The sequence below is a fragment of the Komagataeibacter melomenusus genome (assembly GCF_013155395.1).
Classification (GTDB): Bacteria; Pseudomonadota; Alphaproteobacteria; order Acetobacterales; family Acetobacteraceae; genus Komagataeibacter; species Komagataeibacter melomenusus.
Map to the genome: position 1 here is coordinate 1 of NZ_JABJWC010000065.1, position 13,637 is coordinate 13,637.

The window sequence follows — 13,637 nt, forward strand, 5'->3', positions numbered from 1 at the left end:
CGCCATAAAACACCCATAACATTCACAAACCGCACCAAAAAAAGTGCACCAGAATGAAATTTATATGAAAAAAGGAGGGGCAAGCCCCTCCTTTCCTCAAAGCCACTGCGGTGCGTGGGTATCAGTCGGCCTCAATCTCGGTGCCATTGATGGTCAGGTGGTCATCCTTCGCATCAACGGTCACGGTTTCGCCGTCATGGATGGTGCCTTCAAGCAGCAGGCCCGCGAGCGGGTTCTGCAGGGCACGCTGGATCACGCGCTTGAGCGGACGCGCACCATAGACCGGGTCGTAGCCCTCATTCGCCAGCCAGGTCTCGCCGCCCTTGTCCAGACGGAGCTGGATGTTGCGCTCGGCAAGCAGCTTGCGCAGGCGACCGATCTGGATTTCCACGATCTTGCCCATATCCGCCTTCTGCAGGCGCGAGAACAGGATAATCTCGTCCAGACGGTTGAGGAACTCGGGCCGGAAGTGGTTGCGCACAACCTGCATGACCTCGGGCCGCACGCTCTCAACCGATTCCCCATCGGGCAGATGGGCCAGCACTTCGGAGCCGAGGTTACTGGTCAGCACGATCAGGGTATTGCGGAAGTCGACCGTGCGCCCCTGGCCATCGGTCAGGCGACCATCATCGAGCACCTGCAGCAGGATGTTGAACACATCCTCATGCGCCTTCTCCACCTCATCGAACAGGATGACCTGATAGGGCCTGCGGCGCACGGCCTCGGTCAGCACGCCGCCTTCCTCATAGCCAACGTAACCGGGAGGGGCACCGACAAGCCGCGAGACGGCGTGCTTCTCCATGAACTCGCTCATGTCGATGCGCAGCAGGGCCTTCTCGTCATCAAACAGGAAGCGGGCCAGCGCCTTGCACAACTCGGTCTTGCCCACGCCCGTCGGGCCAAGGAACAGGAACGAGCCGATGGGGCGGTTGGGGTCCTGCAGCCCGGCACGCGCACGGCGCACCGCGTTCGATACCGCCTTGAGGGCCGGTTCCTGACCCACCACGCTCTTGCGCAGTTCATCTTCCATGCGCAGCAGCTTGGCGCGCTCGCCCTCGAGCATGCGGTCCACCGGCACGCCGGTCCAGCGCGAGACCACGGCGGCGATGCCCTGATCGGTCACGGTATCGCTGACCATGCCATCGCCCTTGCTGATCTGGTCAGCCTCTTCCTGCGCCTTGGCAATCTGGGCCTGAAGCTGGGGCAGGCGGCTGTACATCAGCTCCGATGCCCGGGCGAGGTCGCCCTTGCGCTGGGCGATCTCGATATCCGAGCGGATCTGGTCCATTTCCTCCTGCAGCTTCTGCACCGCGTTCACGCGGTCCTTTTCAGCATGCCAGGCAGCGGTCAGCGCATCAGATTTCTCCTGCAGTTCCGACAGTTCGGCTTCCAGCTTGACCAGACGCTCCTTGCTCGCCGCGTCGTCTTCCTTGCGGATGGCTTCGCGCTCGATCTTGAGCTGGATCAGGCGGCGGTCGAGTTCATCGAGTTCCTCGGGCTTGCTGTCGATCTGCATGCGCAGGCGGCTTGCAGCCTCATCGACCAGATCAATCGCCTTGTCGGGCAGGAAGCGGTCGGTGATGTAGCGGTTGGACAGCGTCGCCGCCGCCACCAGCGCGCCGTCGGAGATACGGATACCGTGATGGAGTTCGTATTTCTCCTTGATGCCGCGCAGGATGGAGATGGTATCGGCCACCGTCGGCTCACCCACATAGACCGGCTGGAAGCGCCGGGCGAGGGCTGCGTCCTTCTCGATATACTTGCGGTATTCATCAAGCGTGGTCGCACCGATGCAGTGCAGCACGCCACGGGCGAGTTCGGGCTTGATGAGGTTGGAGGCATCCATCGCGCCGTCGCTGCGCCCTGCGCCCACGAGGGTGTGCATCTCATCGATGAACAGGATGATCTGCCCTTCGGCGGATTCGATTTCCTTGAGCACCGCCTTGAGGCGTTCCTCGAACTCGCCACGGAACTTGGCACCTGCCACCAGCGCGCCCATGTCGAGCGAGAGCAGCTTCTTGTTCTTGAGCGCCTCGGGCACATCGCCATTGACGATACGCTGGGCCAGCCCTTCGACAATGGCGGTCTTGCCCACGCCCGGCTCACCGATCAGGACCGGGTTGTTCTTGCTGCGCCGTGCCAGCACCTGAATGGCGCGGCGGATTTCCTCATCACGGCCAATGACCGGATCGAGCTTGCCCTGAAGGGCCACCTCGGTCACGTCGCGGGCGTATTTCTTCAGCGCGTCAAAATTGGCTTCGGCGTTTTCGCTATCCACGGTGCGTCCCTTGCGGATGGTGGCAATGGCTTTTTCCAGTGCCTGGGGTGTCGCCCCGCCGGCACGCAGGGCCTGACCCGCGGGTGTTTCGGATGCGGCAATGGCGGCCAGCAGGCGGTCCTGCGCCACAAAGCCGTCGCCCGCCTTCTGCGCGGCCTGCTCGGCGGCATCAAGCACGCGCACCAGTTCACCCGTCGCACTGGGCTGGCCTGCGCCGCTGCCCTGCACCTTGGGCAGTTTGGCAAGGGCGGCCTCGTTGGCGCTGGTAATGGCGGGCACGTTACCACCGGCGGCGCGGATCAGGGCCGAGGCTGCTCCCTGATCATCATCAAGCAGCGCCTTGAGCAGGTGCTCGGGCGTAAGCTGCTGGTTGTAGTCACGCATGGCGATGGTCTGGGCGGCCTGCAGGAAACCGCGCGAGCGTTCCGTGAATTTCTCGATATTCATATGGTCTTCGTCCCTTTCAATCAGGCGACAATGATGGTTCTGCCTTTGCGCCGTCCCTCAACAGGCAACGGCAAGGCGCTGGAATCCAGATGGGGTCCATCCGATGTTATTACAAGATACTGGCTGCCAGTTCCCGTCTTCCATGCCGTGTCTGATCATGAGGTTAGCTGACCATTGGCGCAGGGTTTGCAACCTTGATCCAGATCAAGCTTGCCGTGCCTTATCGGCGTAACGGCCATTCGCCCGGGACGTTATGAAGAGACCCTGCACAGGTCATGGACGATTGATGCAGGATGCAAATCTGCCCCCACAAAAAACCATCAGCAGTAAAGAAGTTTTTGGTGAAGCTTTTTTCAAAAAGCTTCAGGGAAACGCCGCCTTTTTGAAAAAAGGCGGCACCCAGAAACTTCCGTTTCTTATTCTGGCTTAGCCACCTTGGCCGCCACCGCGGGGCCAAGCAGCAGCAGGTCGGCGGCCGAGAGGCGATCGGACGCATTACTGGCCTGATGCCAGTAGGGATAGAGCAGCGGCGGCGCACTTGCGGCATCAAGGCGGCTGATTTCTTCCGCACTCAGCACAAGGTCGGCGGCCTTGAGGTTATCGACAAGCTGCGCCTCGGTGCGCGCGCCGATCACGATGGAGGTAATGGCAGGCCGCTGCGCCACCCACGCCAGCGCCACCTGCGCTGCGGAAATGTTGCGGGCCTCGGCAATGCTGACGAGCACTTCGACCACGTCATAGAGTTTTTCAATGTCGTGAACCGGCGGCTCGCCCCATTTCTCGATCTGGCGCGTGCCTGCGGGCTGCGGCCTGCCGCGGCGGTACTTGCCCGAAAGCAGGCCCCCGGCCATGGGACTCCACACCTGCACGCCAATGCCCTGATCGCGCGAAAGCGGCAGCAGTTCATATTCCGCCTCGCGCGCCTGCAGCGAATAATAGATCTGCTGCGCCACGGGTGCGATCAACCGGTCACGCTCGGCCACCGACAGCGCCTTCATCAGGTGCCAGGCCGAGAAGTTGGACACCCCGGTATAGCGGATCTTGCCCGCGCGGGTCAGGGTATCGAGCGCCTCCAGCGTTTCATCGAGCGGGGTCTGGCCATCCCATTCATGCAGGTAATACAGGTCGATATGGTCACGCCCCAGCCGCTTGAGGCTGGCCTCGCACGCGCGGATGAGGTGATAGCGCGACAGCCCGGCATCATTGGCGCCCGTGCCCATGGTAAAGCGGGCCTTGGTGGTGACCATGATGTCATCGCTGCGGCCCTTGAGCGCAGCACCCAGAATTTCCTCCGATACGCCGGCTGAATAGATATCCGCCGTATCGAACATGTTGATCCCGGCCTCGATGCACAGGTCAAGCTGGCGGCGGGCACCGGCAAGGTCGGTATCGCCGGTCTTGGCGAAATCACCCTTGCCTCCAAAGGTCATGGTGCCCAGCGTGAAGGCTGAAATCCTGAGGCCCGAACGGCCAAGCTGGCGGTATTGCATCTCTTTTCCTCCCCTGAAGGTCTGTAAAACGCCTGCTACACACGATGCTGAAAACAATGAGACGTTTTTGGCGAAGCTTTTTTCAAAAAGCTCCGGGCGAACGCCGCCTTAAAAATTACAGTCACTGCGTATGACAGGCTTCAGCCGGTATAGGTCACGTTCAGTTCGCCCACCCCGGCACAGGTGGCATGCAGCACATCGCCCCGCCTGACCGGCCCCACGCCCGAGGGCGTGCCGGTCATGATCAGGTCGCCCGGCGCGAGGGTGACAAAACGGCTGAGGCAGGAGATGATCTCGGGCACGGACCAGATCATCTCCATCAGGTCGCCTTTCTGGCGCTGCTCGCCATTGACGCTCAGGGCAATGACCCCGCTTTCGGGGTGGCCAATGCGCACGGCCGGCACAATGGCGGAGATGGGACAGGACTGGTCAAACCCCTTGGCCAGCGCCCACGGGCGGCCCGCCTTCTTGGCGGCGGCCTGCAGGTCGCGCCGGGTCATGTCCAGCCCCACCGCGTAGCCATAGATATGCGCGAGCGCCTTCTCTACCGGAATGTCAGCCCCCTCGCGCCCGATGGCGGCGACAAGTTCCACCTCATGGTGCAGGTCGGCCGTGCTGACGGGAAACGGCAGCAACCCGCCACCGGGCACCACCGCATCACCGGGCTTGGCAAAAAAGAAGGGTTCGGAGCGCTCGGGGTTGCTGCCCATCTCGCGCGCATGGGCGGCATAATTCTGCCCCACGCACCATATCCGCCTGACAGGAAAGACACCCGCACTCCCCTCCACAGGCACGACAGGAAGGGTGTAGGGGGGAATTACGTAGTCCGTCACGATCCGGCGCTCCTGGCTGTTCATACCGGCGCGCATGGTGGCACCCGTGCCCGGTCGTGTCACGGCAAATGCGGGGGCGCCCCATGAAAGCGGACATAAAAAAAACGCCAGCCGGAACAGACCGGCTGGCGCTGAAAAATACGGTGGCGACAGGGCGCCTGCGTTATTTTGCGCAGATCAGTTGCGGGCCTTGTCGACCAGCTTGTTCTTGCCGATCCACGACATCATGGCGCGCAGCTTCTCGCCCACCTTCTCGATCTGGTGCTCGTTGTTACGCGCACGGGTGGCCTTGAAGCCGATGTTGCCGGACTGGTTTTCCAAGATGAAGTTGCGCACGAAGGTGCCATCCTGAATGTCGGTCAGGATCTTCTTCATCTCGACCTTGGTTTCCGGCGTGATCACGCGCGGGCCGGACACGTATTCACCATACTCCGCGGTGTTGGAGATGGAGTAGTTCATGTTCGCGATGCCGCCTTCATAGATCAGGTCGACGATCAGCTTCATTTCGTGCAGGCACTCGAAATAGGCCATCTCGGGGGCGTAACCGGCTTCAACCAGCGTCTCGAAGCCCGCGCGGATCAGCTCGACCAGGCCACCGCACAGCACGGCCTGCTCACCGAACAGGTCGGTCTCGACCTCTTCCTTGAAAGTGGTCTCGATGATGCCCGCACGGCCACCGCCGTTGGCGGAGGCATAGGACAGCGCGATTTCAAGCGCATTGCCCGAGGCGTTCTGCGCCACGGCCACCAGCGACGGCACGCCGCCACCCTTCTGGTATTCCGAACGCACGGTGTGGCCGGGGCCCTTGGGCGCGATCAGGAACACGTCAAGGTCGGGACGCGCCTCGATGATGCGGAAGTGGATGGCCAGGCCATGGGCGAAGGCAAGCGCCGCACCCTGCTTGAGGTTCTTCTCCAGCGATTCCTTGTACAGCGCGCCCTGGCCTTCATCCGGCGTCAGCACCATCACCACGTCGGCCCACTTGGCGGCATCGGCGGGGGTCATGACCTTGAAGCCGGCGGCCTCGGCCTTGGCAACGGCGGTGGATTCGGGGCGCAGGCCGACAACGATGTCGGTCACGCCGGAATCCTTGAGGTTGTTGGCATGGGCATGGCCCTGGCTGCCGTAGCCGATGATGGCAACCTTCTTGCTCTTGATCAGGTTCACGTCGGCATCGCGATCATAATAGACGCGCATGGTCTTGCTCCTTGAGGAATGAAAAACGGATGAAGTAGAAAACGCGACCCTTACAGGATTGCCGCCCCACGGGCGATGGCGGCAATGCCCGTGCGCGAGACCTCGGCCAGGCCAAGGGGACGCATGAGGTCGATGAAGGCATCAAGCTTGTCGGACGCGCCGGTCAGCTCAAAGACGAACGAGGTGGCCGAGGCATCAACCGGGTGCGCGCGGAAGGCCTGCGCAATGCGCAGCGCATCGGCCCGGCGCTCGCCACTGGCAATCACCTTGACGAGCGCCATCTCGCGCGCCACGTGCGGCTCGCGCCCGGTCATGACCGCCACGCGGTACACCGGCACCAGCCGCTCCACCTGCGCGCGGATCTGGCCCAGCACATGCGGGGTTGCGGTGGTCACGATATTGATGCGCGACTGGCGGCGGGTTTCATCCACCGCGGCCACGGTCAGGCTCTCGATATTGTACCCACGACCTGAGAACAGGCCGATCACGCGGGCAAGCGCGCCGCTTTCGTTCTCGACCTGAATGGAAATGACCGCGGAGACCGGGCTCTCCTGCTGCGTGGTCATGATGTGTTTCCTGACTGCTTGGGGCGCCGCCCTGCGGGAACAGGGGCGGCAGGAAAAGGACAGAAAAGCCTGCGGCACAATCGCCGCAGGCAGGCGCGCGATCAGACCAGCATGCGGCCTTCGGCGCTGATCTCGTCATCCTGGCCGGGGCCAAGCAGCATCTGGTTATGCGCCGCCCCCGAGGGGATCATGGGGTAGCAGTTTTCATCCTGCGCCACGCATATATCCGCCACCACCGGGCCGGGATGGGCCAGCATTTCGGCTATCACGCCATCAAGCTCACCCATGCAGGTCGCGCGCAGGCCCTTGCCATGGAAGCTTTCCGCAAGCCTGACAAAATCGGGCAGGGCCGCGCTGTAGCTCTCGGAATAGCGCGAGTCATGCAGCAGTTCCTGCCACTGGCGCACCATGCCCATATACTGGTTGTTGAGGATGAACACCTTAACCGGCAGGCGGTACTGCGCGATGGTGGACAGTTCCTGGATGTTCATCAGCGTCGAGGCCTCGCCCGCGATGTCGATCACCAGCGCATCGGGGTGGGCAATCTGCGCGCCAACGGCGGCCGGCAGGCCGTAGCCCATGGTGCCCAGCCCGCCCGAGGTCAGCCAGCGATTGGGCTTGTCAAACCCGAAATGCTGGGCCGCCCACATCTGGTGCTGCCCCACCTCGGTCGAGACATAGGTGTCGCGCCCGGTGGCGGTGGCGAGTTCATGCAGGCGGCGGATGGCGTATTGCGGGCGGATGATCGCCTCGGGCGCCCTGTCCTGCACGAAGCCCAGGCTGTCCATCTTGCGCCATTCGTTGATCTGGTGCCACCACTGCGCCATGTCGATGGGCTGGCGGGTATTGGCGGGCGTGCACTCCCATTCTTCGAGCATCATCTCGATCACGCGCCGCGCATCGCCCACGATGCCCACGTCAACCTGCACGATCTTGTTGATCTGGCTGGGGTCGATATCGGCATGGATCTTGAACGAGCCGGGCGAGAACGCATCGAGCCTGCCGGTCACGCGGTCATCAAAGCGCGAGCCAAGCGCGATCAGCACATCGCAGCCATGGGTGGCCATGTTGGCCTCGTACGTGCCGTGCATGCCCAGCATGCCCAGGAAGCGCCGGTCGCCCGCCGGCATCGACCCCAGCCCCATCAGCGTGGAGGTGCACGGGAAACCCGTCTTTTCCACCAGCCGGCGCAGGGCGGCCGATGCCTCAGGCCCGGCATTGATGATGCCGCCGCCGGTATAGAACAGCGGGCGGCGCGCGCCCTTCATGGCGGCCACGGCGCGCGCGATCACGTCGCGGCCCGGCTCGGTCTGCGGGCGGTAGGACGGGTGCGGCACGCGCGGGGCGTCGCTATAGGGTGCGGGGCCGACCATCAGGTTCTTGGGCAGGTCGACCAGCACCGGGCCGGGGCGGCCGCTGCGCGCGATATGGAAGGCCTCATGCACGCACGGCGCCACGTCATCCGCCCGGCGGATGAGGTAATTGTATTTGGTGGCCGGGCGGGTGATGCCGGTCGTATCCGCCTCCTGGAAGGCATCGGTGCCGATCAGCGGCACGCCCACCTGGCCCGAGAAGCAGACAACCGGAATCGAATCCAGCATGGCGTCGAGCAACCCGGTCACGGTGTTGGTCGCACCCGGCCCGCTGGTGACGAGCACCACGCCCACCTTGCCCGTCGAGCGGGCATAGGCCTCGGCCGCGTGCACGGCGGCCTGCTCGTGGCGGACCAGCACGTGGCGAATCGCATTCTGGCGGAAAATGGCATCATAAATCGGCAGGACCGCGCCACCGGGATAGCCGAAAATGACTTCGACCCCCTGCTCGGCCAGTACGCGCAGAAGCACCTCCGCACCGGTGAGTACGGATGTATCCGTGCCCGCTGCGTGAGGCTTCATGTCGGTCTGGTGCGGTGCTGTGTTCATGGTCCTGCTCCTTCGCCGCTGGTGGCCAGAACAATCCGGCCACCCCTGATCAGGCGAAATCCCGGGCCGGGTTTACGGAATGCCTTGGCCCGCGTCAATGCGTTTAATAACAAAAGAAATGATTTTATCGGCTTCGCTTTCCATTTGTTGCGCGGTTTTGTCTTTTTCGAATCGTTTTTCATATAAAAACGTGTCCGCCGGGGCAGCACACGCATGATGGGCGAACCATGTGGCCTGCCGCTTGGTATATTGGCCGGTCAATGTAATGGCGCGCGCCGCCGCATCCGCCCGCGTCATTTCACCGCGCAGCACGGCGGCAAGTTCAGGCACGCCATGGGCGCGCATGGCGGGCAGGTCGGGCGGCAGGTTCTGGGCCAGCAGGGCTTCCACCTCCGCCATGGCGCCCTGCTCCATCATGGCATGGAAGCGCCGGGCAATGGCCGCGCGCAGCCCGTCACGCGCCGGGTGCAGCCTGACGGCAATGAAGCGGGCATCAAGCCCGGGCAGCACGGCCTCTCGCCGCCACCACGCCATGCCGCGGCCGGTGGCGGCACGCACCTCCCACGCGCGGGCAAGGCGCTGGCCATCATTGGGGCGCAGGGTGGCGGCGGTTTCGGGGTCAAGCTGCTGCAGGCGGGCATGCAGGGCGGGGGCGCCGAGTTCGGCCAGCAGGCCACGCGCCTGTTCGCGGATGGCGGGCGACGGCTGCGGAATATCAGCCAGCCCATCGGTCAGGGCGCGGAAATACATGCCCGTGCCACCACAGAATATCGGCACGCGCCCGGCATCCCACGCGCGACCCGCCACCGTCAGCGCCTGCTCACGCCACCACGCCACCGAGCCATTGCGCAAAGCGGGCAGCACGCCATACAGCGCATGGGGCACGCAGGCTTCCTCCGCCACGGTGGGGCGGGCGGTGAGAATGCGCAGGTCGCGATAGACCTGCATCGAATCGGTGTTGATGATGGTACCGTCCACCGCGCGCGCAAGGGCCAGCGCGAGTGCGGACTTGCCCGAACAGGTCGGACCCGCCACGATTAGCGCCACGCGCGCCTGCCCGGACGGGGGGCGTGTCATTGTTCCATTCCTTTCACTGACCCGGACCCCATGGCTGATTCCCCCTCCCACGCCCATACCCTTGTACTGGTGGCCAACCGTGACGCCACATCGCTTACGGCGGTTGATATCGAAGCCGCGCGCGACCTTGCCCGCGCTGCCGCACCCGTTACCCTGTCGGAAGGCGAAGCGGTCGAGATGGCCTGCACGGCTCCCAACATCGCGGCCCTGCGCGACATGTTCGCCAAGGGCCATATCGACGTGCTGGTAACCCCCGCAGCCCACCGCCGCAAGCGCGTGCTGGTGGCTGACATGGACAGCACCATCGTCAGTTGCGAGACGCTGGACGACATCGCGACCCATGCCGGCATTGGCGAGAAGATTGCCGAGATCACGCGCCGCTCCATGAATGGCGAGATCGAATTCGAGGCCGCCCTGCGCGAGCGCGTGGCCCTGCTGCGCGGCCTACCCGTGACCTTGCTGGAAAAAGCGTGGAAGGACGTCAAGCTCAACACGGGGGCAATCGAACTGGTGCGCACCATGGGGGCCAATGGCGCACGTACGGCGCTGGTGTCTGGCGGGTTCACGTTCTTTACCAGCCGGGTGGCAGAACTGTGCGGCTTTGATGAAAACCACGCCAACACCCTGCTGGCCACAGGCGACAGCCTGACCGGCGCGGTGGGCCAGCCCATTTTGGGCCCGGACGCCAAGCTTGCGCACCTGCGGCGCCTTGTCGCGGCGGGTGGCGTCAGCGAGGAAGAGGCGCTGGCCACCGGCGATGGCGCGAATGACCTGGCCATGCTGCGGGTGGCGGGGCTGGGCATCGCCTTCCATGCCAAGCCTGCCGTGCGGCGCGAGATCAGCAACCAGGTCAATGCCACCACGCTGCGCAGCCTGCTCTTCGCGCAGGGCTACCGGGCGGCGGAATTCGTCACGGCGTAACGGCCGTGCCGCGGGCGGCGGTGGCGGCGGGCTGGCCACGGCTGTCCTGCGCCTCGATGAACACGCGCGTGACCTCGGGGTAGGCCTGCTTGATCTGGCGCTCGAGCGTGCTGACCACGATCTCGACCTGCCCTGCCGTCATGTCATTGCGAAAATCGAGGCTGATCACCACCAGCACGTCGCGCGGGCCGAAGTGCATGGAGCGGATCTCGTTCAGCCGCTCCACCCCGTCCGCCCCCAGCGCCATGGTGCGCAGCGCGCGCAGCACTTCCGGCGCAACGCCCTCGCCCGTCAGCAGCGACTGGGATTCGCGCGCAAGGAAAGTTGCCGTCACGGCCAGAATAAAGGCAATGATGATCGACGCCACGCCATCGAGCACCGGCATGTCCAGCCACTCGGCCAGCACATTGCCCAGCAGGGCCACGAACAGCCCGCTCAGCGCCGCCGTATCCTCGAACAGGACCGTGAACACGGTGGGGTCCTTGCTCATCTGCACGGCCTCCACCCAGCCACGCCTGCCCTTGCCCTCCTTGCGGAACGCCCGCAGCGCCATCAGCCACACCGAGCCCTCGAACACGATGCTCGCCACCAGCACGGCGTAATTGACCAGCACATGCGCCACCGGCTGCGGATGGATGATGTGGATGATCCCCTCATACAGCGAAACGCCAGCACCGAGGCCAAAGATGAGGAGCGCCACCACGAAGGTCCAGAAATACAGCTCAAGCCCGTAGCCGAACGGATGCGTGGCCGTGGCCGGGCGGGTCGCGCGCTTCATGCCCACGAGCAGCAGGCCCTGGTTGCCGGTATCGATCAGGGAATGGATGGCCTCGCTGAGCATGGAGGCGCTGCCCGTAAGAAAGGCCGCGCCAAACTTGGTGGCCGCCACCAGCAGGTTGCCACCAAGGGCCGCGAAGATGACCGTTCGGGAAGATGAGGAATGTGCCATTGATTTTTCAATATTGAGCCAGGGGGCCATCCTATCGCGCCACCTCCTCTTTTAACAGTGTGGCAGCCCTGCGTGCCGGTTGCGGGGGCTGGGGGCCTGTCCTATGGTCACGCGGCACTGCTTAACGGAGTACCTGCCCAGATGCGCACCACCGTCATCCAGATGGCGCCTGGCGCCTCCGCGCCCGAGAATATCGACACTGCGCGCGCCCTCATGACCGCCGCCATCACCGCCGACAGGCCCGACCTCGTGGTTCTGCCCGAAATGTGGAGTTGCCTTGGCGGCACGCGCGACATGAAATTCGCCGCAGCCGAGGTACTGCCCGCCCCCGATGGCACGGGCGAGGCCGGGCCGCTGTACCGCTTCCTGTCCGGCATCGCACGCACGTATGGCGTGAGCGTGCATGGCGGCTCGATTGGCGAGCGGCATGGGGAGAAGCTGTTCAATACCGCCCTTGTGTTCAACCCGCAGGGCCACGAGATCGCGCGCTACCGCAAGATCCACCTCTTTGACGTGACCACGCCCGGCGGCGAGGGCTACCGCGAGAGCGATACCTACGAGCCCGGCTCCGACATCGTCACCGCCCCGCTTTCAGCCGATCTCACCGCCGGGCTTGCCATCTGCTACGATATCCGCTTCCCCGCGCTGTTCCATGCGCTGCGCGCGCGTGGCGCCAACGTGCTGCTGGTACCCGCCGCCTTTACCGTCGAGACCGGGCTTGCCCATTGGGAGACGCTGCTGCGCGCCCGCGCCATCGAGACACAGTGCTGGATGGTGGCCTGCGGCACGACCGGCACCCACACCGATGCCTCCGGCCAGTCGCGCCGCACCTATGGCCATTCCATGATCATCGACCCATGGGGCACGATCGTGGCCCAGGTCTCCGACGGGCCGGGCTGGAGCACCGCGCGCATCGAACGCGGCGTGATTGACAGCACACGTGCGCGCATGCCGGTCATGGCGCATCACCGCCTGTCCATCCACACCCCATGACCGATATGTCGTACCCCGGCTGGGCCGATGGGTACATCCCGACAAGACTATGCTTCGCCGCCGCCCCCAACGAGAGCGCCGAACTGTGGTGCGAACGCCTGACGGGCCAGTACGGCCAGTGCCCGCCCGATGAGGCGGAGGCCCTGATCTGCCTTGGCGGCGATGGCTTCATGCTGGAGACGCTGCACACCACCCTTGGGCGCACGCTGCCGGTTTATGGCATCAACTGCGGCACGGTGGGCTTTTTGATGAACCCCGCCGTGCCTGATGACCTGCCCGCCCGCCTGGCAGCGGCCCAGGTGGCCATCCTGCACCCGCTGCGCATGAAGGCCACCACCATGGATGGCCAGTGCGTGCATGCCCTGGCGCTGAATGACGTGTTCCTGTTCCGCCAGACACGGCAGGCCGCCAAGATCCGCATCGGGGTGGACGGGCGCGTGCGCCTGCCTGAACTGATCTGCGATGGCGTGCTGATCTCGACCCCCGCGGGCTCGACCGCCTACAACCTCTCGGCCCACGGGCCGATCGTGCCGCTCTCGGCCAACCTGCTGCCGCTCACGCCCATCAGCGCCTTCCGCCCGCGCCGGTGGCGCGGGGCGCTGCTGCCCTCCACCGCGCGGGTGCGCTTTGACATTCTGGAAACCGACAAGCGCCCCGTCGCCGCCGTGGCGGATTTTACCGAGGTGCGTGATGTGATCTCCGTCGAGATCAGCGAGGCGCGCGAGTTGCACACCACCGTGCTGTTCGACCCCGGGCAGAGCCTTTCGGAGCGGATCATCGCCGAACAGTTTACGGCCTGAATGATAAAAGTTTTTGGTGAAGCTTTTTTCAAAAAGCTTTGGGGTCTGTTTGGAATTGATTTTTCACAAGGTCCCTGATGTGCTTTAAACTGCATATGGATCGCTTGATATTGACGGATGCCCAATGGGCGAAAATGGAACCGCTGTGCCTTGGCAAGCAAACG

At 64.2% G+C, this 13,637-nt stretch carries 12 protein-coding genes; 4 read left to right on the plus strand and 8 right to left on the minus strand.

The features are described from left to right. Positions 1 to 121: 121 nt before the first annotated feature. Positions 122 to 2,725 carry an ATP-dependent chaperone ClpB gene (gene clpB, locus HNW77_RS15880; protein ID WP_172158965.1) on the minus strand — a complete coding sequence of 868 codons (2,604 nt, stop codon included), beginning with the start codon at positions 2,723 to 2,725 and terminating at the stop codon, positions 122 to 124. A 286-nt stretch (positions 2,726 to 3,011) separates the two neighbouring features. On the opposite strand from clpB, the gene HNW77_RS15885 reads away from it, so the two are divergent. Then, a complete protein-coding gene (locus HNW77_RS15885; RefSeq protein ID WP_172158967.1) occupies positions 3,012 to 3,155 on the plus strand; it encodes a hypothetical protein in 144 nt (47 codons plus the stop codon). On the opposite strand, the gene HNW77_RS15890 is transcribed toward HNW77_RS15885, so the two are convergent. The 6 genes from HNW77_RS15890 to miaA all read right to left on the minus strand — a co-directional run bounded on the left by HNW77_RS15890 (position 3,142) and on the right by miaA (position 9,810). Next, positions 3,142 to 4,215, minus strand: coding sequence for an aldo/keto reductase (locus tag HNW77_RS15890; protein WP_172158969.1), 1,074 nt, complete (start codon positions 4,213 to 4,215; stop codon positions 3,142 to 3,144). The two genes, HNW77_RS15885 and HNW77_RS15890, sit on opposite strands and share 14 nt — an antisense overlap. Before the next feature lie 140 nt (positions 4,216 to 4,355). Next, complete coding sequence (locus HNW77_RS15895) at positions 4,356 to 5,084, minus strand: fumarylacetoacetate hydrolase family protein (RefSeq protein WP_172158980.1); 729 nt, start codon at positions 5,082 to 5,084, stop codon at positions 4,356 to 4,358. A gap of 141 nt (positions 5,085 to 5,225) precedes the next feature. Beyond that, positions 5,226 to 6,245: a ketol-acid reductoisomerase gene (gene ilvC / locus HNW77_RS15900; protein WP_141261413.1), complete on the minus strand. Its 1,020-nt coding sequence runs from the start codon at positions 6,243 to 6,245 to the stop codon at positions 5,226 to 5,228. A 50-nt stretch (positions 6,246 to 6,295) separates the two neighbouring features. Beyond that, positions 6,296 to 6,811: an acetolactate synthase small subunit gene (gene ilvN / locus HNW77_RS15905; protein WP_061273845.1), complete on the minus strand. Its 516-nt coding sequence runs from the start codon at positions 6,809 to 6,811 to the stop codon at positions 6,296 to 6,298. A 101-nt stretch (positions 6,812 to 6,912) separates the two neighbouring features. Next, positions 6,913 to 8,733: a biosynthetic-type acetolactate synthase large subunit gene (ilvB, locus tag HNW77_RS15910; RefSeq protein WP_172158970.1), complete on the minus strand. Its 1,821-nt coding sequence runs from the start codon at positions 8,731 to 8,733 to the stop codon at positions 6,913 to 6,915. A 72-nt stretch (positions 8,734 to 8,805) separates the two neighbouring features. Beyond that, positions 8,806 to 9,810 carry a tRNA (adenosine(37)-N6)-dimethylallyltransferase MiaA gene (gene miaA, locus HNW77_RS15915; RefSeq protein WP_172158972.1) on the minus strand — a complete coding sequence of 335 codons (1,005 nt, stop codon included), beginning with the start codon at positions 9,808 to 9,810 and terminating at the stop codon, positions 8,806 to 8,808. Positions 9,811 to 9,840: 30 nt separating this feature from the next. Here miaA and serB point away from each other — a divergent pair, with 30 nt between their 5' ends. After that, entirely contained in the window at positions 9,841 to 10,731 is an 891-nt protein-coding gene (gene serB, locus HNW77_RS15920) for a phosphoserine phosphatase SerB (RefSeq protein ID WP_172158974.1), read from the plus strand. On the opposite strand, the gene HNW77_RS15925 is transcribed toward serB, so the two are convergent. After that, on the minus strand, positions 10,721 to 11,680 hold the full coding sequence (locus tag HNW77_RS15925; RefSeq protein WP_172158975.1) for a cation diffusion facilitator family transporter: 960 nt from the start codon (positions 11,678 to 11,680) through the stop codon (positions 10,721 to 10,723). The two genes, serB and HNW77_RS15925, sit on opposite strands and share 11 nt — an antisense overlap. A 141-nt stretch (positions 11,681 to 11,821) precedes the next feature. Here HNW77_RS15925 and HNW77_RS15930 point away from each other — a divergent pair, with 141 nt between their 5' ends. Both HNW77_RS15930 and HNW77_RS15935 read left to right on the plus strand, forming a co-directional pair. Then, complete coding sequence (locus HNW77_RS15930; protein ID WP_172158977.1) at positions 11,822 to 12,673, plus strand: carbon-nitrogen hydrolase family protein; 852 nt, start codon at positions 11,822 to 11,824, stop codon at positions 12,671 to 12,673. Continuing rightward, a complete protein-coding gene (locus HNW77_RS15935) occupies positions 12,670 to 13,473 on the plus strand; it encodes an NAD kinase (protein WP_172158979.1) in 804 nt (267 codons plus the stop codon). Before HNW77_RS15930 ends, HNW77_RS15935 begins: the two co-directional genes overlap by 4 nt. Positions 13,474 to 13,637: the final 164 nt, after the last annotated feature.

Excerpts from the sequence above, each read along its gene's own strand:
- clpB (WP_172158965.1), bottom strand. The coding sequence starts at position 2,725 with ATGAATATCGAGAAATTCACGGAACGCTCGCGCGGTTTCCTGCAGGCC.
- HNW77_RS15895 (WP_172158980.1), bottom strand. The coding sequence starts at position 5,084 with ATGCGCGCCGGTATGAACAGCCAGGAGCGCCGGATCGTGACGGACTAC.
- HNW77_RS15925 (WP_172158975.1), bottom strand. The coding sequence starts at position 11,680 with ATGGCACATTCCTCATCTTCCCGAACGGTCATCTTCGCGGCCCTTGGT.
- HNW77_RS15890 (WP_172158969.1), bottom strand. The coding sequence starts at position 4,215 with ATGCAATACCGCCAGCTTGGCCGTTCGGGCCTCAGGATTTCAGCCTTC.
- HNW77_RS15935 (WP_172158979.1), top strand. The coding sequence starts at position 12,670 with ATGACCGATATGTCGTACCCCGGCTGGGCCGATGGGTACATCCCGACA.
- ilvN (WP_061273845.1), bottom strand. The coding sequence starts at position 6,811 with ATGACCACGCAGCAGGAGAGCCCGGTCTCCGCGGTCATTTCCATTCAG.
- serB (WP_172158974.1), top strand. The coding sequence starts at position 9,841 with ATGGCTGATTCCCCCTCCCACGCCCATACCCTTGTACTGGTGGCCAAC.
- ilvB (WP_172158970.1), bottom strand. The coding sequence starts at position 8,733 with ATGAACACAGCACCGCACCAGACCGACATGAAGCCTCACGCAGCGGGC.
- ilvC (WP_141261413.1), bottom strand. The coding sequence starts at position 6,245 with ATGCGCGTCTATTATGATCGCGATGCCGACGTGAACCTGATCAAGAGC.
- HNW77_RS15930 (WP_172158977.1), top strand. The coding sequence starts at position 11,822 with ATGCGCACCACCGTCATCCAGATGGCGCCTGGCGCCTCCGCGCCCGAG.
- miaA (WP_172158972.1), bottom strand. The coding sequence starts at position 9,810 with ATGACACGCCCCCCGTCCGGGCAGGCGCGCGTGGCGCTAATCGTGGCG.
- HNW77_RS15885 (WP_172158967.1), top strand. The coding sequence starts at position 3,012 with ATGCAGGATGCAAATCTGCCCCCACAAAAAACCATCAGCAGTAAAGAA.